Source organism: Rothia mucilaginosa (genome assembly GCF_001548235.1).
GTDB classification, from domain to species: domain Bacteria; phylum Actinomycetota; class Actinomycetes; order Actinomycetales; family Micrococcaceae; genus Rothia; species Rothia mucilaginosa_B.
The window spans coordinates 663,912-688,565 of record NZ_AP014938.1; the positions used below are offsets into that span (position 1 = coordinate 663,912).

Consider the following 24,654-nt stretch of genomic DNA (forward strand, 5'->3'; position numbering starts at 1 on the left):
AAGGCGACATCAGGGCGCCCGAGCGAAGCGAGGACGGGTGCCCCTGTAGGAGCGAGGATGACCCGGTCCTTTCGCGTCCCACAATCCTCAAAGAGCAAAGGGAACCGGTACTATCCGCAGCGGTATCAGGGCGGCACAACAGAAATAGGGTCAGTATTATCCGTAGCGACATCAGGGTGTCCGAGCGAAGCGAGGACGGGTGCCCCTGTAGGAGCGAGGATAATACTGACCCTTGATTCTTTTATAGATCCCTAGTTGATACCGCGCAGGTCCAGGACGAGTTCGCTTTCGTCTGCCTCATCACCGGTCACAACGACGGGAATACCCCAGTCCTGCTGGTAGAGGTGGCAAGCCGCGTGCTCGGGGATGTCACCGCCGGGGGTGCCGTCGCAGGCGGCGGCACGAGCAGTAATGTGCAGGACTGCCTCGGTCACATCGGGGTTGAGCACGAGGGTTCGGGTCAGTCCGGTGGAGGTGCCGGCGCCTTCCAGGATGAAGTTCTCGGGGGTGGATGAAATCTTCAGCTGGGTGGGGTCGCCCCAGCGGGTGTCGAGCTTCTGGCCGGTGGGCACGGTGAATCGTGAGGTGAATTCGAGGATGCCGCCGGTGAGCTTGGTGGAGGGGCGTGCGGTGGTGATGGCGCCTTCGTCGACGTGCTGTGCCTTGGCGGGGATGGAGGCGCGTACGAGCTGGTGGGCGTTGGTTTCGACGATGATGAGGCGCGGTTCTTCGCCGGGTACTTCTTCGACGAGCAGGTCGGAGGGTTCGTCGAGGCCGCGTTCGAGGGTGCCGAGGGTGCCGGTTGCGGGGTCCCAGCGGCGGATGGCGCCGTTGTAGGTGTCGGCTACGGCGATGGATCCGTCGGGCAGTTCGGTCAGGCCGAGGGGGTGCTGCATGCGGGCGGTGTCGGAGTCGCCGTCGACGAAGCCGAAGTCGAACAGGCCCTTGCCGACGGCGGAGGTGACCTGTACTCCGTCTTCGGTGAAGGTGACGTGGCGCAGGCCGCTGGTTTCGGAGCAGGCGACCCAGAGGCTGCCGTCGCGTACTTCGATGATGCCGGAGGGCTGGGCGAACCATGCGTCGGCGGCGGGGCCGTCGGCGAGGCCTTCCACGCCGGAGCCTGCGAAGATGCTGACGGTGCCGTTGATGGGTTCGTAGCCGAAGAGCTGGTGGGTGCCTGCCATGGCGATGATGAACTGGCCGGCTTCACGGGAGTAGACGGCGTCCCAGGGTGAGGAGAGCGCGATTTCGGTGGCGGGTACGCCAGCGGGGATGTGGTTGGGGTCGCCGGTGATGGCGTTGTCGCCGTCGATGACGCGCTGCACGCCGTTGCCTGCGAGGGTGCGTACTTCGCCGGTGCTCAGGTTGAGGGAGCGCAGGCGGTGGTTGACGGTGTCGGCGACCAGCACGTCGTAGCCGAGCTGTTCGCGCAGGTTTTCGGGTACGAGGGCGAGGCCGGCGGGTTCGTTGAAGCGTGCTTCGGTGCCGGTGCCGTCGACGTGGCCCTTGACGGGGTGGTTGATGGGGTCGTCGCCGCCGCCGTAGGTGTTGATGATGGTGTTGAGGTCGGCTGCTACCTGCAGGATGCGGTGGCGTGCGCTGTCTGCGACGAGGTAGGTGCGTTCGCGGTTGCCGAAGAGGTTTGCGGGGCCGAATTCGGCGGGCAGTTCGATGGCTTTGCCGGGGAAGGCGTAGGTGCCGGCTGCCTTGGGGCGGGGCACGTAGGGGCCGTCGCCGCGGTGCAGGGTGCCTTTCGCTTCGTGTTCTGCGACGAGTTCGCGTACGAGGGAGGTGAGGCCCTGTACATGGCCTTCGCCGGAGAGGTGGGCAACGATGTAGCCTTCGGGGTCGACGACGACGAGGGTGGGCCATGCGCGGGCAGTGTATGCCTGCCAGGTGGTCAGTTCGGGGTCGTCGAGTACGGGGTGGGTGATGTGGTAGCGGTCGACGGCTGCGGCGAGCGCTACGGGGTCTGCTTCGTGTTCGAATTTGGGGCTGTGTACGCCGACGGTGACGAGTACGTCGGAGAATTCTTCTTCGAGGGGGCGTAGTTCGTCGAGGACGTGCAGGCAGTTGATGCAGCAGAGGGTCCAGAAGTCGAGAATAACGATTTTGCCGCGAAGATCCTGCAGGGTGAGGTTTTTGTCGCCGGTGTTGAGCCAGGCTCGGCCTTCGAGTTCGCTGGCGCGCACGCGTACGCTGCGGGTGGTGTTCTCGCTCATGGTTTTCTCTCCTGTTGGGTGCGCCGTGTGTGGGCGCGTTGGTTTGCTGTCCCCATTATGCCAGCGTGGGGTGGGTGGTTCGCTGGGAGTTGAGCATTGTGAACGCGGGAGGTAACGGCTCGTCATATTACGTCATATTTGCGTGAGTTGAGGAGTGCGAAAGTGGTATGCACGGGTTTGGAAATCATTGCATCTCATTCATTCGCCATGCCCTCCGGTACCGATACGCCGGGGCACCCCCGAAATATTTAACTTAATAAGTTAAGCCTTACCTAACTATTGATTAACTCAATCCTTAATTTTTAGACTGGGAGGGTGCGATTTTTCGCACACCCTTCTGCGGGACTCGCCGATGACCCCGCCCCCACCCAAGGCCCGCCCTGCAGGCGGCGCCCCCCCAAGAGAAAGGCCTCCCATGGTGCAACGTCAGCTCCCCAAGCCCAGCGAACTACTTGAATTTATGCAATTCAAGAAGCCCAGCCTCGACTTTGCAGGCAACCGCCTACAGAGCGCACTGACCATCTACGATTTGCGCCGCATCGCAAAGCGCCGCACACCAGCCGCCGCTTTCGACTACACGGACGGCGCCGCGGAAGGTGAACTGTCAATGACCCGCGCCCGCCAGGCCTTCGAGGATATCGAGTTCCACCCGGGCATCCTGACGGATGTTTCCACCGTAGACACCACCACGAAGGTACTGGGTGGCACCTCCGCTCTACCCTTCGGTATCGCTCCCACGGGCTTTACACGCCTCATGCAGACCGAAGGCGAGATTGCCGGATCCGGCGCGGCGGGGGCAGCGGGCATCCCCTTCACCCTCTCAACCCTGGGTACAACCAGCATTGAGGATGTGCGCCGAGTCAACCCAAATGGCCGCCTGTGGTTCCAGCTGTACGTGATGCGTCAGCGTGAGATTTCCTACGGCTTGGTCGAGCGCGCCGCAAAGGCTGGCTACGATACGCTCTTCTTCACTGTAGATACACCCATTGCGGGGGCGCGCCTGCGCGATAAGCGCAACGGCTTCTCCATTCCGCCCCAGCTTTCGCTGAAGACAGTGGCGAACGCGATTCCGCGCCCGTGGTGGTGGTATGACTTCCTCACCACACCCAAATTGGAGTTCGCTTCACTCTCCTCGACAGGCGGCACGGTGGGCGAATTGCTGGACGCCGCCATGGATCCGTCCATCAATTACGAGGATCTTAAGGAAATCCGCGAGTTGTGGCCCGGCAAGATTGTCATTAAGGGCGTGCAAAACGTGGAGGATTCCAAGAAGCTGGCTGATTTAGGCGTGGACGGTATCCTATTGTCGAACCACGGCGGCCGCCAGCTGGACCGCGCTCCGGTTCCCTTCCACCTGCTCCCGGAAGTGGTTCGCGAAGTCGGCAAGGACACCGAAGTTATGGTGGATACCGGCATTATGAACGGCGCGGATGTGGTGGCCTCGCTGGCCTTGGGCGCCAAGTTCACGCTGATTGGCCGCGCCTACCTATACGGACTCATGGCGGGTGGCCGCCGCGGTGTGGATCGCACGATTGAGATCCTCTCGGAAGAGGTGCGCCGCACAATGCGCCTGCTACAGGTCAGTTGCGTTGAGGAACTCGAACCCAAGCATGTGACGCAATTGCGCCGCCTGCAACCCATTCCGAAGATCTAAGCCTCTCCACCCCGGGCAAGAAATAGTTGAAGGCGCCCCGCACGCATCACGAATAGATGCGCACGGGGCGCTGGTGTCCCTGTTCTGGCGGCCTGTTCGGCCCGGGGGCAGGAGCTAGTTTTTACTTGGCGCCTGCAACCTCGGAGAGGTCACCAATCTTGGTGGGCTTGACCGGGGTCTTAGCGGTGCCGCTGAAGCCGTCGATGCGGCCGGGGGCCTTCGGGGTCTCGATGCTGGAGACGTCGGTCGCCTTCTCGAAGGTCTTGGTGTTCAGCACGGATGCGGTGCCGTCTGCCTTGACGACGGTGTAGAGGTTGTCCTTGGGGTTGGTCTTGATCCAGGAGCCGTCCTCGCTCACGACGATGGTCGTACCGTTGGAGTCGATGCTGGTCCATACACCGTTATTCTGGATGCTGACGATAGCACCGTCCTTGGATTCGAATGCAGCGAATTTATCGGTGTAGTAGACGGTGCCGTCGCTGGTCTGAACCTTCTTCACGCCGGACTCGTCCTTGAGCTGCTCCAGGGCTTTCTTGCTGGCAGTGTAGCCTGCGGAGGTTGCCTGCTCGGCGGATTCCTGGCCCTTCTTGAGTGCTTCGGTTGCTTCGCTGGGCAGACCGCTGGGGGCGCTGATGGTGCCCTGGGTGGTCTTGGTTTCTGCCTTGGTGGTTTCAGCTGCTGCGGAGGTGGTGCTCTTGCTGGTTGCTGCTGCGGAGGTGCTTGCGGGTGCCGAGGCAGTTGCGGAAGCGGTTGCAGAAGCAGACGCGCTTGCCGATGCGGAGGAGCCGGAATTGGTGCCGGAGTTGCCGCCGCAGGCTGCGAGGCCAAGGGCACCGGCAATGGTCAGGGACAGAACAGCAATAGACTTCTTCACTGTAGTTTCTCTTTTCTGTATGCGCCGCTCTGCAACGGCGCAGTGCGTAGTGTGGTTGACCTGTACTCCGGTATGCCCGGTGTACGCCTTCATGCTAGCACCGCGACCTGGAAGCTCCCTGAGTTGTTACGGTGTCCCCTCCCCCGCTACTTTCGCTGGTCTTCTCAGCTCTACTGGTCTTCTCAGTGCAGCTTGAAGACGCAAAAGCGCCCCGCACGCATCACGTTCGGATGCGCACGGGGCGTCTTCATACGTCACGGACTGTTACGCTCTGGGAGCGTCACTGGCCGTTGTTAGCTCTTGACAGCTTACTTGGGCTGTGCAGGCTTGACGGGGTTGACCTTAGCCTGTGCGGGCTTTGCGGGAACCTTCGGAGCCTTCAGGTCAGCCTTCTCGCCACCAACGAGGGAGGTTAGTTCACCGGATGCGTCCACGGTTGCCTGCAGACCGCTGTTAGTCTGGATGCTCCAGGAGCCGTCAGCCTTGACTGCAACCTGGCCGTTTGCGTCCTGACGGCTCCAGGAGCCGTCAGCCTGTACAGCTACCTGGCCCTCGTCGCCCTGAATGGACCAGCCGCCCTCTTCAGAGACAAGAACGTCGCCCTCAACGGTGGAGGAGGAGTTACCCTCGGAGTCCTTGGACTCAACCTTGGTGCCCTTTTCGTCGGACTCTACCTTGGAGGAGTTACCCTCGGAGTCCTTAGCGTTAACGGAAGCCTTGCCGTCTGCGCCGACCTTCACGTCTGCGGAGTTGCCTTCGCCGTCGTTAGCCTTGACGGTGACGTTGCCGTCCTTGTCAACCTTCACGTCTGCAGTAGCGGAAGCGGAAGCTGCAGAGGTGGTTGCTGCAGAAGATGCCTTAGCCGATGCGGTTGCGGACGCAGTTGCCGAAGCAGAAGCGGATGCGGATGCAGTGGCGGTGGTGGAAGAGGACTGGGAGCCACATGCGCTCAGGCCCAGTGCGCCTGCGAAAGCGATGGACAGAACCGCGGTGGTCTTCTTCATTGCGGGGGCGATTGCCATTGTTTCTCCTTGTGGTTGTTAGTATGGTGCGGCTAGTTGACGACGTATTCGCGTCGTGCGCAGAATCCTTGTGGGATTCCATAACGATTATCGGTGTAACCAACCGCGTTAATTCTATCGAGTTTGGTGTGATTATCCGGGCGTGTGGGCGTTTATCCGCATTCTAGCGAGTGGGATAGCCTACGTTTTCACCCAGCTTGTCAGCCAGCTTCTTAGCGGCGGGGAGTGACGGGCTTGACGGGGTCAGCGCCAGCACCGGCGGGCTTGACGGGTACGACAGGTACCTGGAAGTCACCATGACCGGTCCGCTCCCAGGAGCCATCAGCCTTCACTTCGACAACACCGGAGGTTCCGACGAGCTCCCAGGAGCCGTCTGCGTTCACCTCTACATTGCCGCTGGGACCGACGCGTTCCCAAGAGCCGTCAGCTTCCACATCAACGATGTCACCGTTGGGGGTGTGGTAGGACCAGCCGCCGTCAGCGTCGAGCTGAATCACGGTGTAGCCGTTGGCGGCGCTGACGGTGACGCTACCGGAGGTGCCGTTCGAGTTGTTCTTGGAGCCGGCGCTCTCCCCTGCCTTCTCGTCGACCTGTGCGGAGGAGCCGGAGTTGTTGGATGCCGAGCCGTTAGCTGCGGTGCCGCCATTGACGGTTGCGTTGCCGCTAGCGTCTGCGGTGACGCCGGTACCGTTTGCACCGTTGACGGTCACGCCGTCTTCGGTGACGGTGACGGTGCCCGGGGAGCTGCTTGCGGTGGCGCTCGGGGAGGCTGCATCGCTTGCCTTGACGGTGACCTTGCCGTTGCCTGCGTTGACTGCTGCGTCGGCAGTGGAGGATGCCTTAGCGGTTGCGGTGGCAGTGGGTGCCGGGCTGGAGGTGTTCTGGGTGCCGCAGGCGCTCAGGCCGAGTGCTGCGATTGCTGCGATGGACAGTGCTGCCGCGCCGGTGCGGAGGCGGTGGTTGGTGGGCGGTGCGGAAGTACGCTGAGCGGGGCGTGCCATGAGGGCTTCTCCTAGTGAGTCCCGGAGGGTCGGTCGTCCGGGGTTTGTATGGTTGATTTGCCGGGTGGGACGGGGCCGTTGTGTATGGTGTGTGGCTTTTCCTTCGCCGGTGATTCCAGCTTAGGGTGTGAGTCTAAGATTGAGCTTTAGTTTGCTGTGTTTAAGCTGTGTCTGGACGGCGATGTATAAGTATTTTTCCCAGCAGGGTTTCATACTCGCGATTTTTCGCTCATCTCATGCATAGCTTTCTATTCAAATGTATAAATTTTCTTTATTTTTTCTGTAGTACATCAGAGTTTCTCCTATGAAACCGGGCTACTTTCTGTGTTTTATAGCTCGAGTTGAAGGTTAGGGTCCTGAAGACCCACCTTGCACGCGTTCACCGCCGCGTGCACCTCCCCAGCCCCCGCCCCGCTATCTTCCCGCCACGTACATCCTTAGACCCACGTACAGCCTTAGACCAAGGGATAAGCATTCGAACATAATAAAAGACCCCCACCGTAAAGGTGAGGGTCTTTTATCAGATTCAAAGTCTCAAGAATTACTTCTTAGCGACTGCTGCCTTCAGCTTGGAGCCTGCGGTCAGCTTCACGCCGTGACCGGCGGGAATCTGGATAGTTTCGCCGGTCTGCGGGTTACGGCCGGTACGAGCTGCACGGTCAGTACGCTCGATTGCCATCCAACCGGGGATGGTGATCTTCTCGCCCTTGGAGACGGAAGACTCGAAAACCTGGAACACTGCGTCGAGGACTGCATTCACGGTTGCCTGGCTCTTGCCAGACTTCTCTGCAACCTCTGCAACGAGTTCGGTACGGTTCTTAGCCATTAGGGTGCCCCTTCCAGAGACTTAAGGTTTGAGTCTAAAGCGAGTGACCGTCGGTGACGACGGAAAACCGTTTAGGAACTAAAATACCAGATTTACCAGCTGGACTTGGTGATACCGGGCAGCTCGCCACGGTGTGCCATCTCGCGGAAGCGCACGCGGGAGATACCGAACTTCTGGAAGGTACCGCGGGGACGGCCGTCGATCTGGTCGCGGTTACGCACGCGAACGGGGGAAGCGTTGCGGGGCAGCTTCTGCAGTGCCACGCGTGCTGCTTCGCGCTCCTCGGGGGTAGCGTTCTCGTCGATCAGGGTCTTCTTCAGCGCGATACGCTTCTCGTTGTAGCGAGCGACGATGACCTTGCGCTGCTCGTTGCGAGCGATCTTGGACTTCTTAGCCATTCTTAGCGCTCCTCTCGGAAGTCAACGTGCTTGCGGACGACGGGGTCGTACTTCTTCAGCACCATGCGGTCGGGGTTGTTGCGGCGGTTCTTACGGGTCACGTAGGTGTAACCGGTGCCAGCAGTGGACTTGAGCTTGATGATAGGACGGAGGTCCTTAGCCTTGGATGCCATTTACTAGATCTTCTCCCCGCGTGCGATGATTTCTGCAACAACGGCATCGATGCCACGAGCATCGATAACCTTGATGCCCTTAGCGGACACGTTCAGGGTTACCTTACGACGCAGCGAAGGAACCCAGTAGGTCTTCTTCTGAACGTTCGGGTCGAATCGACGCTTGTTGCGGCGATGCGAGTGCGAAATGCTGTGTCCAAAGCCGGGAACAGCTCCGGTCACCTGGCAGACTGCTGCCATGTTTCACTCCTTTATTGATTGACTTTTATGACGGTACGCAGTCGATGTTACTCGTGAGCGTCCCGCCACCAATGTAGAAGCACCGGGTTATTCGCCGGGCTAGAGTGTTTGAGATCGTCACGTGGGTGAGAGGCCACGCATCGATCCCCGCCGCGGGAAAAACGGTGAAGCTTATTAGTGTCGAGAGGCGTTTCCACCACTACGAACAGCGTTAAATTCTAGGTAAATACGGGGGTTCGTGCAAGCCTGCACGCCGGATTTTGCCTTAAAAATCCGCGGAATCTCGGTGTTCTGAGCCGATTGCGCCTCGTTTAAGCGAAGTGCTCGATTCGCGGATGCACGCCTGCCTTCGAACGGCAAACATACCTATCCATTCTACCAAAAATGGGTGTTTTTGCAAGTCCAGGTGTTTTTAAGGAATTCTTTAACGCCCCTAGTCAGGCGTTAATGCGCCATTTTAAGAACGACTGTTCTCTATGTGACCGGGGATAAATTACACCGGTGAAATTCATGTTGTGAGATTAACAGCTTAAGCCGGATTTAAGCCGTAAACAGCCCCGTGCCACCGACTTTTGCGGTGTGCGCAGGGCTGTTAAACAGGCTTAAACACGTGTTTAAAGAGCATTTAACTCTCGTTTTAACGCTTCCGCCCCGGTTTTAAAGGGCAGTTTATGGGTTCGCAACGGTACGAGTAACGGCGGATTTGCCGTTCCCGTTACGGCGTAGAGGCGGGCACAAATACGGTACAGATACAACACAAATACAGCACAGGGTACTCCCCCGGCATACAGTTCTACGCCGTACCGTGAGCCTCCGTGACCCTAGTTCTTAAGGCTTGCCGCGGGGACCCACTGCGGGTACTTGGGGCTCACACCATCGCCGGAGCTCGTACCCTTCAAGCGGCGACCGATCCACGGCAGGGCAAACTCGCGAACCCAGCGCGCCTCCTGCTCAACCTTCTCACGAACGGTCAGCTGCACCTCCGGGGGCAGTACCGGTTCGGTGACCACACCGGGCAGGCCGAGCTGTGCCAGCACGCGGGATGCAAAGCGTTCGTGGCCGAGGTCGTTCATGTGCAGGCGATCGTCAGCCCACAGGCGCCAGTCGAGGAAGTCATTCCAGCGCCAGTAGTCGATGATGTGCACGCCGTGGTCTTCGGCGATGCCACGCAGTAGTTCGTTGTAGGTGGCGGTGCGGCCGCGGGTGCGGGCGAAGGGGCCCTGGCCCTGCACGTCCAGGCCGGTTATGGTAAGCACTTCGATTCCTTCGCCGCGCAGGGTGGCGAAGGCTTCGTCTACGTGGGTCATGAGCTGGTCGATATCCACGTTGGGTCGCATGATGTCGTTGCCGCCGCCGTAGAAGGTGACGAGGTTGGGCTTCAGGTCCAGGGCGTGGGGCAGCTGCTCTTCGAGGATGGGAATGAGCAGGCGGCCGCGGATGGCGAGGTTTGCGTACTGTGCCTGCGGGTCTACTGCACCGAGGCCTTCGGCAACGCGGTCAGCCCAGCCGCGCAGGCTGTTGGGGCGGCGGCGGTCAACATCGCCCACACCTTCAGTGAAGGAGTCACCAATTGCCACGTAGCGTACTGATTCACCGTTGAGCTTGCCGTTGGAGTCTAGGAGCGGGGTCGTCATTGTGTTCTTCTTTCCGGGCCTCTGTAGAGAATGCCCCTTCTATGGAAAAAGCCGGTACACCCGCGCGGTGTACCGGCTTCTTCGCTTAGCTTTCGGTGCGTCCTGCTCTCCAGTATCCCACTGTTATGGGCTCTTTATCAGATATGAGCAGGGGTTTCTTAGGATGCAATAGCTGAACCGGCAGCTGCGGGCGCGCTACGCGGGTGCGGTACCACCACCACGCTACCGTCGTTAAACGGATCGGCGACCTCTGCTTTCAGGTTGAAGATGGTGTGCAGGTTCTCGCGGGTGAGCACATCGTGTGCTTCGCCTTGGGCAACGATGGAGCCGTCCTTCATCGCGACGAGATAATCGGCGACTCGGGCGGCGAGGTTCAGTTCGTGCAGCACCATGATCATGGTGGTGCCGCGCTGTTCGTTGAGTTCCGAGAGCAGGTCGAGTAGCTCCACCTGATGTGCCAGGTCGAGGTAGGTGGTCGGTTCGTCCAGCAGTAGGATATCGGTTTCCTGGGCGAGCGCCATGGCGATCCAGACGCGCTGGCGTTGGCCGCCGGAGAGTTCGGTGACCTGGCGTTCTGCAAGGGACATGGTATCGGTGGCTTCGAGAGCCCAAGCAACCGCCTCGTCATCTTCGGCGCTATTGCGTTTGAAGAGGCCTTGGTAGGGGTAGCGTCCTCGGGAGACCAGGTCGGCTACGGTAATGCCTTCGGGAGCGATGGGGTGCTGGGGCATGAGCCCGACCATGCGGGCGAAGCCCTTCATGGAGTATTCGTGGGTTGACTTACCGTCGAGGGTGAAGTCACCGTTGAGGGGCTTGAGCAGTCGGGAGACACCGCGTAGCAGGGTGGACTTGCCGCAGCCGTTAGGGCCGATAATGGCGGTGATTTTGCCCTTGGGGAATTCGAGGGAGAGGTCTTTGACGATGGTGGTTTCGCCGTAGCCGAGGCTGACGTTCTCGACTTTAAGGGTGCGTTCGGTGATTTCTTTCATGGCGTCCTTTCTTCTCCTACGGCTTCTCCCGGAGCCTCATAACTTAGCCTATCCTAATTTTGGGTAAGAAAATAGCGGATCCCCCGCTCTGTTCACATTTCTGGAGAACAGCGCGGGGGATTCACTATATTGGCGAACTTTAGAAGTTCACTTTTCCGCTGACGAGCCAGCCGCCTTCCGCTGCACGCTGGAAGACTTCCTGCGCCATGGTGCGCCCGTAGGTCTTGGAGACATGGTTGTCGTCGAAGTAGACGTAGATATTTCCAACCACGGGGCTGCACATGCCGTTGGGGCAGTACAGGTCCTTCAGGTCCACCATGACGGCGCCCTGGTCGCGGTACTTGTCGAAGATTTCCTTCGCTGGGTTTTCTGCGGCGTACTTGTCACTTGCGGGTCGCGCACAGGAGCTCTTGTCGGTACCGGCCTTCTGAGCACATTCGTAGATGTTGTACTCGAAACGCGGGTTATCGCGCAGGCCGATGACCTGGATTCCTGCCTCGGTGAGGCGGCGGACCGTCTCGTCGAGGCTCGGGTCGGCTCGTTCGTCATTCGAACGTGCCTGGGCAATGGTCGCGATGAAGACCACGGTCTGCGGCTTACGCTTGATAATTTCCTCGGTCATCTTGGTGTTGAATTCCGAGCATTCGTTACCGGCGTTGACGGAGCGGACCGGGTACTGGCAGCCACCGAGCAGGTAGGTCTGCAGGTTGGTCTTGGTCTGCTCTGCAATGGGCTTGAAGATGCTCAGCGCCTGCTCGGCGTGGGAGTTACCGATGACCATGGTCAGCGGTGCGTCCTCGGGGCCGTACTTCTGCACGTTACAGTACTTGGCGAGTGCCGGGTCGGAGGGAGCGAAGACGCCAGTGCAGGGGTCACTCAGTCCCTCGTACTGGGCCTTGACATCACCACCAGAGGGGATGGGGTTGTCAATGAGTCCCTGCTGGGCACCGCCAATAGCCCGGGCGCCGGGGTAGTTTTCGCTGGCGGTCTGTACCTGCAGTTCGGCGTTCTGCTCGGACTGGGTGTTGCGGTAGCCAATCCAGGTCTGTGCGGCGGCCAGGGGCACGCCGGCGACCAGGAAGATTGCAAGGATGAAGGCGAGCTGGTCTGCCCAGGTCTTGACGGAGAAGATGGTCTTGAAGCGCATCTTCATCATGAGCCAGGGTACAAAGGGGTCCTTGCGGTAGCGTAGCGGCTTTTCGACGAAGCGGATGAGTAGCCATGCCAGACCGATGGAGACAAGGATGATGATGGTGCCTTCGATGACGTTCACACGAGAGGTTCCGACGGCGCTGCTGTAGAGAATGAGGATGGGCCAGTGCACCAGGTACAGGGCGTAGGAGATGTTGCCGAGGTTCTGCAGGGGTGCAGAGACCAGCAGTCGGTCGATGCCCCAGCGGCTGTTGGTGCGGCCTGCCATGATGACGAGCGCACCGGAGATGACGGGCCAGAGTGCCAGGTAGCCGGGGAATGCTCGTTCAACGGGCAGGATGGCGCCACAGGTGACCAGGCCAATAATGCCGACCCAACCCATGATGACTCGCGCCTTTTCGGGTGCTTTCCACTTGAGGGTGAGCATTGCCAGCAGGGTGCCGATGGCGAATTCCCAGAGGCGAGTGCGGGTGTCGAAGTAGGCAAATCCCTGGTTGGTGTCGGTTTCGACGATGGAGAAGGTCAGGGATGCGACGAACACCGTGTTGAATATGAATACCGCGGTGGTGAAGAGGTTCCCGCGGAATCGGTGTACGACGTAGGCTACTGCAGCGAAGAGCAGGGGCCAGATGATGAAGATCTGTCCCTGGATGGAGAGCGACCAGAAGTGCTGGAAGGGCGACTTCACGGAGGCATTTTGGGCGTAGTAGTCTACGGAGCTGAACGCGAGGTTCCAGTTCTGGAAGTAGAACAGGGAGCTCTTTGCGTCGGTTACGGTTTGCGCCCAGCGGCTGGGCGCGAGCACGAAGAAGGACGCAATGGTGGTAGCCGCGATAACCACTGTGGCTACGGGTAGCAGTCGCTGGAAGACGTGCAGCCAGTAGTTGAAGAGGTTGAGGGGTTTGCCCTCGTTGATCTTGCGCATGAAGGAGAGCGAGAGCAGGAAGGCAGAGATGAAGAGGAAGACATCCACACCGCCGGAGACTTTGCCGAACCAGACGTGGTAGAGCACCACGAGGAGCACGGCGAAGGCGCGCAGGCCCTGAATTTCAGGGCGGAACCCTCGCGATTCAATGAACTCTTCGAGGGGGTAGTCGCTGGCTTCGCGTGCTTTGATGCTGCGCGGTGCAGTGGTGTAGGTTCCCTGCGAGGCGCGGGCCTGCGGGGTTCCGGGGGTTTCAGACATTCTCGGTTCCTCAGGATGGATCGTCGATGTGCTAGTGCGGGTCCTGTAGACGCTACAGGGCACCCGTACAATAAAATCCTGATCCGCACCTCTGCTATGAGGCTGGTGCGAACCAGGATTTTTCTGAGCCCCCTACCGGATTCGAACCGGTGACCCTCTGTTTACAAGACAGATGCTCTGGCCAACTGAGCTAAGGAGGCAACCTGTCCAGTGTACCTTATTCTCTTGGTTGAGTCTGCTTAGCGTTCCTTTTGCGGTTTGCCCTGAGAATGCTTCTAGATTATGCCTGTTTGATACCTTCGTTTCCTTCGTTTACCCATTAGGAGCGCCACTTCTGCTTGCTGCTAACCCGCCCCTCGTACTCATCACCGCGTATAGAAAAACCGTATAGAAAAACCCGGTAGCCTCGCGTGGAGGTTACCGGGTTTTTCTATCGAAGCGGTTACTTCTTCTTTGCTTCGATCTTCTGCTTCAGGAAGGCGCTGAAGTCGTTGCTGGTGTACTGGTCGCCATCTACGAAGACGGTGGGGGTACCCTGAATGCCGTTCTTTGCGGATTCAGCGTTGACCACGTCCACGAAGGGGCGCCACCTGCCATCGTTCATATCGGAGCCGATGGAGGCGTGGTACTTCGAGGCAATATCGGCGATCTGCTGATTGTTCATGTCGCCGCGGCCCTGGTGAGTAAAGATCTCACGCTGGTAGTTCAGGAAGTCGCTGGTGCTGACCTGGTTTGCCACGGAGTATGCAGCTGCCGCGTTACGTGCGGAGTAAGCGGTGGGCGAGGAGCGGTCCAGGAAGGTCAGGTTGCGGATTTCCAGGGTGATGGTGCCGTCTTCGACGAGCTTCTGGATTTCGTCGCCGTACTTCTTCTCGAACTCTGCACAGTGCACGCAGTTGTAGTCCTGGAAGATGGTCACGCGAACGGGCTGGCCGTTCTTGGATGCCTCTTCAGCGGTCTGCACGCCCGGGGGCAGGGTGTTGACTGCGGCTACGGTTCCGTTGACCATGGGGGTCACGGAGGAGGTCGAGGTTGCGAGCTGCTTGAAGTCGCGGGTCTCCTGGGTGGAGGAGTTCTGGACGATGCCGTCCTTGGTCAGCACAATACCGCCGTATTCGTTGGCGCTGGAGGGCACCGGGCCGCTTTCTGCTACCTTGGTGTTCTTGTTGCCGTTGATTACGACGAAGCCGATGATACCTACGATGACGAGGACCACGGCGAGTACGCCGAGCTGGAGCCAGCGGCGGCTTGCCTGGCTGGGGCTCTTCTTGGCCTGCTGGGCCGCAATCTGGCGGGCTTTTTCGCGGGCGTCGGTCGACATGCCTGCTCCTTTGGTTGGGAATATGGGTGGCGGTTCGTCCACTTCTTCTAGCCTACTCCGGTTAGAGTGAGCGTCTATCCGAGCAAAGCCTCAGATGACCTGACTCTTCCGGCACGGGGTTGTTCTTATCCCCGGCAGGGTGTTCTAGAGCTCTAGCTTCCTGCTGTACATAGCAGCTGAAAGCTATGTCGATCAGTTCCTATCACGCGGATAGGTTCTGCCTTATCTCTCGTGTGGACGTACCGCGCTACCCGTCTAGCCTACCGAATGGGTGCCGTATCGGCTAGTTAATACTCTGAGTGAGATGCTGTGATGTGTATTCTCACGCTCTCAGCTTATTTTCCTTGTAAACTTTTGTGGCATTGAGAGGTTCCCTCCCCCGCCACAAGCTACGCCGAGGCACCCACCCGGTTCAGCTCACCGGCCGTTAGGGAATGTTGTAGACTTCCACTCCACCAATGAAGGGGCGGGTGTTGTAGTTACCCTTCCACTCCACGCTCAGGCCGTGCTTCTCCAGCACGGGAATAACCGTCTCTCGCAGCAACTGCACGGAGAGCTTCTCGTGAAGGGCCCTAATTTCTTCCTTCTGAGCGTCGCTCAGGGCATTCCACTTGTCTTCATCCCTGGGGTAGGCGAGGAAGGAACCGAAACCAACGTAGGTACCGCCGCTCTCAGCGAGGCTTTCGGTGTCCTGCTGGTGGAAGTAGATGTATCCCTTCCATTCACGGCTGTCGTCGATTTCGTCCCAGATCTCTGCGGAGGCGCAGGTACCGCAGCAGGTGAAGTTCTGTCGTGCGATGACGCCTTCTTCTTCCAGGGCAGCGAAGGCACGGTTGAGGTTGGAGTTCTTCTGCATTTCGGGGGTAATGCCCAGTTCTGTTGCAAATGCACGACGACGCTTGATGAGCTCTTCTACGTAGTCCTCTACGCGCTTTTCCCAGAGCTTGCTGTCTTCGTTTTCGCCGTCGTATTCCAGCCCGAGTACGTCCATCACATAATCGGTGATGGTTTCTACGTACTGTTCGGTATCAGATTCACCCATGAACAGCAGGGGCCAGATGGGCCAGAGCAGTTCGGCTTCGTCTTCTTCGTCCAGTCCCCATTCTTTGGGGAAGGGCGGGTCGAGGCGCTCTTCGCTCCAGCGTTCGTAGATGCTCTTCTCATCAGCCATGATGATGCTCCTTTGTTTGCTCTCTACTCGTTGAGGTAGAGATGTGGACTGCTCTTGTTGTTAAGGTATCAAGAGTTTCTCTACCGCGCCCTCTATTTCGTCATTCAGACGGATCTGTGAGCTCCCCCTCTCGTGCCTCTGCCTCCGGCTGTCACGCTGTCTAGCTAGGCTGCATCCCCTGTTCCTCTATCTCTCTGCTGAGTATATGATTCTCTGCGCCTCTGACGAGTTAGGTGTCTTTCGTTCTAAGAGTTTTTGGGTACGCAAAAAGAGGGGAAGACCTATAAGGTCTTCCCCTCTTGAATAAAAAACCCGCGGTGACCTACTCTCCCACACCCACAAAAGTGCAGTACCATCGGCGCAAAGAGTCTTAGCTTCTGGGTTCGGAATGGAACCAGGCGTTTCCCTCTTGCTATAACCACGGAAAATCTTCCGAATAAAAAGCCTCAGCCTCCCGAAGGAAGCCCAGGGTTATTATCCAAAAACCATACAGTGAACGCAAACAACAAAACACTTCTTGAAAAGTAAGCCTTCGGCCTATTAGTACCAGTCAACTCCACGAGTCTTCAGTCCCCGCTTCCATACCCGGCCTATCAACCTCATCATCTATAAGGAGCCTCACACACCAAAAAGTGCCAGGAAATCTCATCTCGAAACAGGCTTCCCGCTTAGATGCTTTCAGCGGTTATCCCTCCCGAACGTAGCCAATCAGCCATGCACCTGGCGGTACAACTGACATACCAGAGGTTCGTCCGTCCCGGTCCTCTCGTACTAAGGACAGCCTTTCTCAAATTTCCAACGCGCGCAGCGGATAGGGACCGAACTGTCTCACGACGTTCTGAACCCAGCTCGCGTACCGCTTTAATGGGCGAACAGCCCAACCCTTGGGACCGACTCCAGCCCCAGGATGCGACGAGCCGACATCGAGGTGCCAAACCATGCCGTCGATATGGACTCTTGGGCAAGATCAGCCTGTTATCCCCGAGGTACCTTTTATCCGTTGAGCGACGGCCGTTCCACAACGTACCGCCGGATCACTAGTCCCGACTTTCGTCCCTGCTCGACCTGCCAGTCTCACAGTCAAGCTCCCTTGTGCACTTACACTCAACACCTGATTGCCAACCAGGCTGAGGGAACCTTTGGGCGCCTCCGTTACACTTTAGGAGGCAACCGCCCCAGTTAAACTACCCATCAGGCACTGTCCCTGAACCAGATCATGGCCCGAAGTTAGACATCCAGATTGACCAGAGTGGTATTTCAACAACGACTCCACACAAACTAGCGTCCATGCTTCACAGTCTCCCACCTATCCTACACAAGCCAAACCAAACACCAATACCAAACTATAGTAAAGGTCACGGGGTCTTTCCGTCCTGCTGCGCGAAACGAGCATCTTTACTCGTACTGCAATTTCGCCGAGTTCATGGTTGAGACAGTAGGGAAGTCGTTACTCCATTCGTGCAGGTCGGAACTTACCCGACAAGGAATTTCGCTACCTTAGGATGGTTATAGTTACCACCGCCGTTTACTGGGGCTTAAATTCTCAGCTTCGCCCAAAAAGGGCTAACCAATCCTCTTAACCTTCCAGCACCGGGCAGGAGTCAGTCCGTATACATCGTCTTACGACTTCGCACGGACCTGTGTTTTTGATAAACAGTCGCTTCCCCCTGGTCTCTGCGACCCATACACGCTCCAGGCAGCAAGTGCCCATCACGCTCAAGGTCCCCCTTCTCCCGAAGTTACGGGGGCATTTTGCCGAGTTCCTTAACCATGATTCTCTCGATCGCCTTAGTATTCTCTACCTGATCACCTGTGTCGGTTTAGGGTACGGGCGGCTAAAACCTCACGCCGATGCTTTTCTCGGCAGCATAGGATCACCAAATCCCCCAAAAACGGGGTCCCATCACGTCTCAGGCACACAGCCGGCGCATTTAACAACCGACAACCCTACACGCTTAGACCACGACAACCATCGCGTGGCTTGGCTACCTTCCTGCGTCACACCTGTTAACACGTTTACCTCCAAAGATCGGGTCCCACAACCCACACAACACACAAACAAAAGCCTGCACATCATGCTTCGCATGGTTAGCATCACAATATCAGTATGGGCGGTTTTTCACCGGTACGGGAATATCAACCCGTTATCCATCGACTACGCCTGTCGGCCTCGCCTTAGGCCCCGACTAACCCAGGGCAGATTAACTTGACCCTGGAACCCTTGATCATCCGGCGGATGAGTTTCTCACTCATCTTTCGCTACTCATGCCTGCATTCTCACTCGCATAGCCTCCACCACTGGTTTACACCGCAGCTTCACCGGCTACACGACGCTCCCCTACCCAACAACCCTCAAAGGGTCATTGCCACAACTTCGGCGGTGTACTTGAGCCCCGCTACATTATCGGCGCAGAATCACTTGACCAGTGAGCTGTTACGCACTCTTTCAAGGATGGCTGCTTCTAAGCCAACCTCCTGGTTGTCTAAGCAACTCCACATCCTTTCCCACTTAGCACACGCTTAGGGGCCTTAGTTGGTGGTCTGGGCTGTTTCCCTCTCGACAATGAAGCTTATCCCCCACTGTCTCACTGCTACGCTCTCACTTACCGGCATTCGGAGTTTAGCTGACGTCAGTAACCCGTGAAGGCCCATCGGCCATCCAGTAGCTCTACCTCCGGCAAGAAACACGTAACGCTGCACCTAAATGCATTTCGGGGAGAACCAGCTATCACAGAGTTTGATTGGCCTTTCACCCCTATCCACAGCTCATCCCCTCCATTTTCAACTGAAGTGGGTTCGGTCCTCCACGACGTCTTACCGTCGCTTCAACCTGGCCATGGATAGATCACTCCGCTTCGGGTCTAGGTCATGCCACTCAAACGCCCTATTCAGACTCGCTTTCGCTACGGATACCCCACACGGGTTAACCTCGCGACATAACACTAACTCGCAGGCTCATTCTTCAAAAGGCACGCTGTCACCCCAAAAGGCTCCAACGGCTTGTAAGCACACGGTTTCAGGTACTATTTCACTCCCCTCCCGGGGTACTTTTCACCATTCCCTCACGGTACTGATTCACTATCGGTCATTAAGAAGTATTTAGACTTACCAGGTGGTCCTGGCAGATTCACACGAGATTCCACGAGCCCCGTGCTACTCGGGTGGCCACACCACGGACAGAACAATTTCGATTACGGGACTCTCACCCTCTACGGCCGACCATTCCAAGTCGTTCACCTACCATCCTGAACATCATGCCGGCAGCCAGTTAGAACTGCCACTGTGACTCCCACAACCCCCATGATGCAACGCCTAACCGCTATCACACACCACAGGTTTAGTCTCTTCCGCTTTCGCTCGCCACTACTCACAGAATCATTACTTTATTTTCTCTTCCTGCGGGTACTGAGATGTTTCACTTCCCCGCGTTCCCCCCAACCAGCCTATACATTCAGCTGGCGGTAACTCACCATGAAGATGAGCCAGGTTTCCCCATTCGGAAATCCTCGGATCACAGCCCAGTTATCGGCTCCCCGAGGCTTATCGCAGATTCACACGTCCTTCATCGGCTCTTAATGCCAAGGCATCCACCGTGTGCCCTTAATAACTTACACACAATCAAGAAAAATAAGAATCTAAAATCAACAATCAAACCAACACCAAAGCATTGATTCAACGCAAATTCCAGAAGATGCTCGCGTCCACTATATAGTTCTCAAACAACAACCCACAACACAACAACAACACAAACAAAAACATTTGCATCATCACCATGCCAGGCAAACAAAGGAACAACACAATGTGTTACCCCAAAACCCAACAATGCGCCTCATCCAACCCAAAACCAACATTCCACCCATGAGCAAAACCACCCACCCGACACTCGCGGACAGCATGGCCAACTAAATGTGCTCCTTAGAAAGGAGGTGATCCAGCCGCACCTTCCGGTACGGCTACCTTGTTACGACTTAGTCCCAATCGCCAATCCCACCTTAGACGGCTCCCTCCCAAAAGGGTTAGGCCACCGGCTTTGGGTGTTACCAACTTTCGTGACTTGACGGGCGGTGTGTACAAGGCCCGGGAACGTATTCACCGCAGCGTTGCTGATCTGCGATTACTAGCGACTCCGACTTCATGGGGTCGAGTTGCAGACCCCAATCCGAACTGAGACCGGCTTTTAGGGATTAGCTCCACCTCACAGTATCGCAACCCTCTGTACCGGCCATTGTAGCATGCGTGAAGCCCAAGACATAAGGGGCATGATGATTTGACGTCATCCCCACCTTCCTCCGAGTTGACCCCGGCAGTCTCCTATGAGTCCCCACCATAACGTGCTGGCAACATAGAACGAGGGTTGCGCTCGTTGCGGGACTTAACCCAACATCTCACGACACGAGCTGACGACAACCATGCACCACCTGTATACCAGCCCCGAAGGGAAACACCATCTCTGATGCGGTCCAGTATATGTCAAGCCTTGGTAAGGTTCTTCGCGTTGCATCGAATTAATCCGCATGCTCCGCCGCTTGTGCGGGCCCCCGTCAATTTCTTTGAGTTTTAGCCTTGCGGCCGTACTCCCCAGGCGGGGCACTTAATGCGTTAGCTACGGCGCGGAAAACGTGGAATGTCCCCCACACCTAGTGCCCAACGTTTACGGCATGGACTACCAGGGTATCTAATCCTGTTCGCTCCCCATGCTTTCGCTTCTCAGCGTCAGTTACAGCCCAGAGACCTGCCTTCGCCATCGGTGTTCCTCCTGATATCTGCGCATTCCACCGCTACACCAGGAATTCCAGTCTCCCCTACTGCACTCTAGTCTGCCCGTACCCACTGCAATACACGGAGTTAAGCCCCGGCCTTTCACAGCAGACGCGACAAACCGCCTACAAGCTCTTTACGCCCAATAATTCCGGACAACGCTCGCGCCCTACGTATTACCGCGGCTGCTGGCACGTAGTTAGCCGGCGCTTTCTCTGCAGGTACCGTCAATCTCTCTTCTTCCCTGCTAACAGAGGTTTACAACCCGAAGGCCGTCATCCCTCACGCGGCGTCGCTGCATCAGGCTTGCGCCCATTGTGCAATATTCCCCACTGCTGCCTCCCGTAGGAGTCTGGGCCGTGTCTCAGTCCCAGTGTGGCCGGTCACCCTCTCAGGCCGGCTACCCGTCGTCGCCTTGGTGAGCCATTACCTCACCAACAAGCTGATAGGCCGTGAGCCCATCTATAACCACTACATAACGCTTTCCACCAACACCCCATGCGGAGATTGGTCGTATCCGGTATTAGACCCAGTTTCCCAGGCTTATCCCAGAGTTAAAGGTAGGTTACTCACGTATTACTCACCCGTTCGCCACTAATCCACCTAGCAAGCTAGGCTTCATCGTTCGACTTGCATGTGTTAAGCACGCCGCCAGCGTTCGTCCTGAGCCAGAATCAAACTCTCCGTTGAAAAATAGAAAAGCTTGATAATCTGATCTCAAACAGCGAATCACACACGGGGGTGCGTGACTCAAGCTGACTAAATTTGAAACCATTTGATGATTATCAAATATCAATAAATATTTGGTATTAGTTTCAGTTTCCATCACCATTCGGTGATTTTATTGAACAAAGCACACTATTGAGTTCTCAAGCAACACACCGATTCAACACCTCAACTTACTCTATTTGAGAAGTCTTACCGTTGAACGGTCATTCATGTTTTTTCATCGCTACCGCGTTCCCGCGGCAACCCAATCAACTATACCAGCGTTTCGTTTGCCATGCAAATCCGTTTTCCGTGATTCACACCACAAAGTTTCTTTCCTAAACTCTTCCATTATCACCAATCAGGCGACCCGGATTTCCTTCAAGCAAGAAACCAAAACACTATACAATTGAAAGTCATTCAACCGCTTCTGACTAGGAGAAACACCGAAGAAATCTCTTCGTTTTTTCCTCCTCGCCGCGGCGACTCATACAACTATACAGACCACCAAACAGCCCTGCAACCCGAAAATGGGTGAAGTAGCACACAAAAAGGACCTTGAAAGGGTCTCAAATACCCTCACAAACATCAAACAGCCTAGTCAGTGCGTTTTATGGGTGCTAAAAAATCTTTAAAAAACTTCCAAAAAACCTTATAAACGCAGAAGAAACCACTCAAACCCTCACAGAATACCCTCCAGTAGCTCCCCAAACAGCCGATATATGGGGCGTGGAAGGTAACAAGAGACAGAAAAGGAGGGCACCCCCTCACGGGGGCGCCCTCCTCACTCAAGCTACAGTCCGCAGCTCGCCAGCTTCAAAACTCTAGTTCGCAGAAGCGCGACGACGAGAAACATCGTACAGAGTAATGCCCACAGCCATCGCCGCGTTCAAAGACTCCATCGCAGAATCAATCGGAATCGACACAATCTGATCGCAGTTCTCAGTCACCAGACGGGACAGGCCCTTACCCTCAGAACCAACCACCACGCACAGCGGCTCATTCGCAAGCTCCAGAGCCGGCAACTCAATATCGCCACCGCCATCCAGACCAATCACGAAAATACCCTGCTCCTTAGCCTGCTGAATCACGCGAGTCAGATTAGTCGCCATCGCAACAGGAATACGAGCAGCCGCACCAGCACTAGTCTTCCACGCACCAGCAGTCACAGCAGCCGAACGACGCTCAGGAATAATCACGCCATCACCGCTAAATGCGGACACGCTACGAATAATTGCACCCAGGTTACGCGGATCAGTGATACCGTCCAACGCGACAAACAGCGGCGGAGTCGACAGCTTACCCGAGTGCCAACGCTCCATAGTATCCAGCACCAGGTCAGTCGCATCCGGGTACTTGTACGGCGGAATCTGCATCGCAACACCCTGGTGCACAGCACCATCAGTCAAACGATCCAGCTCGCTACGCGGAATCTCCAGCATCGGAATGTTGCGCTTATTCGCAATAGTCATGATCTCGCGAACACGGTCATCAACCTCAACACGGCTCATGATATACAAGTGCTTCGAGGGAATCTCAGTACGCAGAGCCTCAAGCACCGCATTACGACCAGTCACCAGCTCATCACTAGCGCGCTTACCGCCCAGACGAGTCTGGAACTTACGGTTCGTACCGGTAGCAGCACGACGCTCAGCCGCACGCTTCATCTTATACGCCTTGTGATAAACGCGGTCCTCAGCCTTCGGAGTAGGGCCCTTACCCTCAAGCGCCTTACGACCGTGACCACCAGTGCCCTTAGTAGCACCCTTCTTCTTGCTGGTAGCGCCCGGGCGCGAACCTGCCTTAGCCATTCTTCTCTTCCTTCGTCAAAGTAATGAATACGAGTCTACGCGAGAGAAACCCGCACGACCTAAGCCTTACGCACAAACGCGGGGCACATCACCCGCTAGCCAACACTCCAGCTCGAACCATTCGCGCCATCCTTCACCTGCACACCAGCAGACGCCAACAGATCACGCATCGCATCAGCCTTCGCCCAATCCTTCTGAGCACGAGCATCAGCACGCTCCGCCAACACAGCCTGAATCAGCGAATCCAGAGCCTCATGCTCAGCATCCGAAGCGCCCTCAGCATTAAAACTCATCAGCTGCGCCAGACCCAGAACCTCAGCCATAGCCATCACGGCGTTAGCGGCATCCGAAGCATCCTCACCAGCAGCAAGCGCAGCATTACCCGCACGAGTCTGCTCATGCAAAACCGCCAGAGCACGCGGAATGTTCACATCATCATCCATAGCCTCAGCAAAAGCCTGCGGAACCTCACGGCTCGGCTTCAGCAGATCCTGAGTTGCAGCAAGGAACGCCTCAACACGCTCAATAGCGGTAGCCGCCTCCTGCAGAGACGACGGACGGTAATCAAGAACCGAACGGTAATGCGCACTACCGAGGTAGTAACGAACCACCAGCGGACGCGCCATTTCAAGCATCTGCGCCGGCGAAATCGTATTACCGATAGACTTCGACATCTTCTCACCCTCATAGGTGACCATGCCGTTATGCATCCAGAAGTTCGCGAAATCATCACCGGCAGCAGTCGACTGCGCCAGCTCATTCTCATGGTGCGGGAAACGCAAATCCAAACCGCCACCGTGAATATCGAAACGCGAACCCAAATACTTACCAGCCATCGCCGAGCACTCCAGATGCCAGCCCGGACGGCCGCGACCCCACGGAGACTCCCACGAAGCAGTCAGCGGCTCACCCTCCTTATAACCCTTCCACAGGGCAAAATCGCGAGGGTCACGCTTACCGCGCGGATCAGCATCCGCAGAATCCTGCATATCCTCAACGCTCTGATTCGTCAGCGCACCATACTTACCCCACGAACGCACATCAAAATACACGTCACCAGAATCATCCAGCGCAGGATACGCGTGGCCACGATCAATCAGACGCTGAATCAAAGCAAACATCTCCGGAATATGACCGGTCGCGCGCGGCTCATAAGTCGGCGGATCAATACCCAACGCCGCATATGCCTGAGCAAAAACCTTCTCAAAACGGTACGCGAGCGCCCACCACTGCTCATTCGGGAACTCACCCTCAAAACCGGGCTCCATAGAATCAGCAGACTTCGCCAAAATCTTGTCATCAATATCAGTGACATTGCGGACCGTCGTCACCTTCAAACCGCGGTAACGCATCCAACGGCTCAACTGGTCAAAAACCAACGCCGAACGGATATGGCCCAGATGCGGTTCACCCTGCACCGTAGCACCACAATAATAGATACGCGCCTCACCGGGCACGACGGGCTCAAACTCGCGAATAGTCGCGGAAGCTGAATCATAAAAACGCATAGTCAC

Annotated in this window: 16 protein-coding genes, 1 tRNA gene and 3 rRNA genes; 1 reads left to right on the forward strand and 19 read right to left on the reverse strand. The window is 57.0% G+C overall.

Annotated features, from left to right (window positions below; genetic code table 11):
* Positions 1-251: 251 nt before the first annotated feature.
* Entirely contained in the window at positions 252-2,222 is a 1,971-nt protein-coding gene (locus tag RM6536_RS02535; protein ID WP_060823913.1) for an NHL domain-containing thioredoxin family protein, read from the reverse strand.
* 415 nt (positions 2,223-2,637) lie between these two features.
* Here RM6536_RS02535 and RM6536_RS02540 point away from each other — a divergent pair, with 415 nt between their 5' ends.
* Positions 2,638-3,876: an alpha-hydroxy acid oxidase gene (locus RM6536_RS02540; RefSeq protein WP_060823914.1), complete on the forward strand. Its 1,239-nt coding sequence runs from the start codon at positions 2,638-2,640 to the stop codon at positions 3,874-3,876.
* Between the two features lie 121 nt (positions 3,877-3,997).
* On the opposite strand, the gene RM6536_RS02545 is transcribed toward RM6536_RS02540, so the two are convergent.
* The 18 genes from RM6536_RS02545 to cysS all read right to left on the reverse strand — a co-directional run bounded on the left by RM6536_RS02545 (position 3,998) and on the right by cysS (position 24,654).
* Entirely contained in the window at positions 3,998-4,750 is a 753-nt protein-coding gene (locus RM6536_RS02545) for a hypothetical protein (protein ID WP_060823915.1), read from the reverse strand.
* A gap of 308 nt (positions 4,751-5,058) precedes the next feature.
* A complete protein-coding gene (locus RM6536_RS02550) occupies positions 5,059-5,772 on the reverse strand; it encodes a hypothetical protein (RefSeq protein WP_060823916.1) in 714 nt (237 codons plus the stop codon).
* A 212-nt stretch (positions 5,773-5,984) separates the two neighbouring features.
* The gene (locus RM6536_RS02555; protein WP_060823917.1) at positions 5,985-6,773 is read right to left on the reverse strand and encodes a hypothetical protein; all 789 of its coding nucleotides are present in this window, start codon (positions 6,771-6,773) and stop codon (positions 5,985-5,987) included.
* Between the two features lie 541 nt (positions 6,774-7,314).
* A complete protein-coding gene (locus tag RM6536_RS02560; RefSeq protein WP_005509029.1) occupies positions 7,315-7,599 on the reverse strand; it encodes an HU family DNA-binding protein in 285 nt (94 codons plus the stop codon).
* A 92-nt stretch (positions 7,600-7,691) separates the two neighbouring features.
* The gene (gene rpsN / locus RM6536_RS02565; RefSeq protein ID WP_005506731.1) at positions 7,692-7,997 is read right to left on the reverse strand and encodes a 30S ribosomal protein S14; all 306 of its coding nucleotides are present in this window, start codon (positions 7,995-7,997) and stop codon (positions 7,692-7,694) included.
* Positions 7,998-7,999: 2 nt separating this feature from the next.
* The gene (gene rpmG, locus RM6536_RS02570) at positions 8,000-8,170 is read right to left on the reverse strand and encodes a 50S ribosomal protein L33 (protein ID WP_004005967.1); all 171 of its coding nucleotides are present in this window, start codon (positions 8,168-8,170) and stop codon (positions 8,000-8,002) included.
* A gap of 3 nt (positions 8,171-8,173) precedes the next feature.
* Entirely contained in the window at positions 8,174-8,410 is a 237-nt protein-coding gene (rpmB, locus tag RM6536_RS02575; RefSeq protein ID WP_004005966.1) for a 50S ribosomal protein L28, read from the reverse strand.
* 821 nt (positions 8,411-9,231) lie between these two features.
* Positions 9,232-10,044: an SGNH/GDSL hydrolase family protein gene (locus RM6536_RS02580; protein WP_060823918.1), complete on the reverse strand. Its 813-nt coding sequence runs from the start codon at positions 10,042-10,044 to the stop codon at positions 9,232-9,234.
* 158 nt (positions 10,045-10,202) lie between these two features.
* Positions 10,203-11,033, reverse strand: a complete 831-nt coding sequence (locus tag RM6536_RS02585) for an ABC transporter ATP-binding protein (protein WP_060823919.1) — start codon at positions 11,031-11,033, stop codon at positions 10,203-10,205.
* 139 nt (positions 11,034-11,172) lie between these two features.
* Entirely contained in the window at positions 11,173-13,371 is a 2,199-nt protein-coding gene (locus RM6536_RS02590) for an acyltransferase family protein (RefSeq protein ID WP_060823920.1), read from the reverse strand.
* Between the two features lie 126 nt (positions 13,372-13,497).
* Positions 13,498-13,571, reverse strand: a tRNA-Thr gene (locus RM6536_RS02595).
* A gap of 242 nt (positions 13,572-13,813) precedes the next feature.
* Entirely contained in the window at positions 13,814-14,692 is an 879-nt protein-coding gene (locus RM6536_RS02600; protein WP_060823921.1) for a DsbA family protein, read from the reverse strand.
* Between the two features lie 427 nt (positions 14,693-15,119).
* Positions 15,120-15,863, reverse strand: coding sequence for a DUF6891 domain-containing protein (locus RM6536_RS02605; protein ID WP_060823922.1), 744 nt, complete (start codon positions 15,861-15,863; stop codon positions 15,120-15,122).
* 309 nt (positions 15,864-16,172) lie between these two features.
* Positions 16,173-16,289, reverse strand: a 5S ribosomal RNA gene (gene rrf / locus RM6536_RS02610).
* A gap of 94 nt (positions 16,290-16,383) precedes the next feature.
* Positions 16,384-19,477: ribosomal RNA gene (locus RM6536_RS02615) — 23S ribosomal RNA — on the reverse strand.
* 305 nt (positions 19,478-19,782) lie between these two features.
* Positions 19,783-21,311: ribosomal RNA gene (locus RM6536_RS02620) — 16S ribosomal RNA — on the reverse strand.
* Together the 16S, 23S and 5S rRNA genes form the textbook arrangement of a ribosomal RNA operon.
* 842 nt (positions 21,312-22,153) lie before the next feature.
* Positions 22,154-23,140: a 23S rRNA (guanosine(2251)-2'-O)-methyltransferase RlmB gene (gene rlmB / locus RM6536_RS02625; protein WP_049358238.1), complete on the reverse strand. Its 987-nt coding sequence runs from the start codon at positions 23,138-23,140 to the stop codon at positions 22,154-22,156.
* A 95-nt stretch (positions 23,141-23,235) separates the two neighbouring features.
* Entirely contained in the window at positions 23,236-24,654 is a 1,419-nt protein-coding gene (gene cysS / locus RM6536_RS02630) for a cysteine--tRNA ligase (RefSeq protein WP_060823923.1), read from the reverse strand.

Bases quoted from the DNA above. Each gene is read 5' to 3' on its own strand.
- RM6536_RS02560 (WP_005509029.1), bottom strand. From the start codon at position 7,599: ATGGCTAAGAACCGTACCGAACTCGTTGCAGAGGTTGCAGAGAAGTCT.
- RM6536_RS02600 (WP_060823921.1), bottom strand. From the start codon at position 14,692: ATGTCGACCGACGCCCGCGAAAAAGCCCGCCAGATTGCGGCCCAGCAG.
- RM6536_RS02580 (WP_060823918.1), bottom strand. From the start codon at position 10,044: ATGACGACCCCGCTCCTAGACTCCAACGGCAAGCTCAACGGTGAATCA.
- rpmB (WP_004005966.1), bottom strand. From the start codon at position 8,410: ATGGCAGCAGTCTGCCAGGTGACCGGAGCTGTTCCCGGCTTTGGACAC.
- RM6536_RS02590 (WP_060823920.1), bottom strand. From the start codon at position 13,371: ATGTCTGAAACCCCCGGAACCCCGCAGGCCCGCGCCTCGCAGGGAACC.
- RM6536_RS02555 (WP_060823917.1), bottom strand. From the start codon at position 6,773: ATGGCACGCCCCGCTCAGCGTACTTCCGCACCGCCCACCAACCACCGC.
- RM6536_RS02585 (WP_060823919.1), bottom strand. From the start codon at position 11,033: ATGAAAGAAATCACCGAACGCACCCTTAAAGTCGAGAACGTCAGCCTC.
- RM6536_RS02550 (WP_060823916.1), bottom strand. From the start codon at position 5,772: ATGGCAATCGCCCCCGCAATGAAGAAGACCACCGCGGTTCTGTCCATC.
- rpmG (WP_004005967.1), bottom strand. From the start codon at position 8,170: ATGGCATCCAAGGCTAAGGACCTCCGTCCTATCATCAAGCTCAAGTCC.
- RM6536_RS02605 (WP_060823922.1), bottom strand. From the start codon at position 15,863: ATGGCTGATGAGAAGAGCATCTACGAACGCTGGAGCGAAGAGCGCCTC.
- rpsN (WP_005506731.1), bottom strand. From the start codon at position 7,997: ATGGCTAAGAAGTCCAAGATCGCTCGCAACGAGCAGCGCAAGGTCATC.
- rlmB (WP_049358238.1), bottom strand. From the start codon at position 23,140: ATGGCTAAGGCAGGTTCGCGCCCGGGCGCTACCAGCAAGAAGAAGGGT.
- RM6536_RS02535 (WP_060823913.1), bottom strand. From the start codon at position 2,222: ATGAGCGAGAACACCACCCGCAGCGTACGCGTGCGCGCCAGCGAACTC.
- RM6536_RS02540 (WP_060823914.1), top strand. From the start codon at position 2,638: ATGGTGCAACGTCAGCTCCCCAAGCCCAGCGAACTACTTGAATTTATG.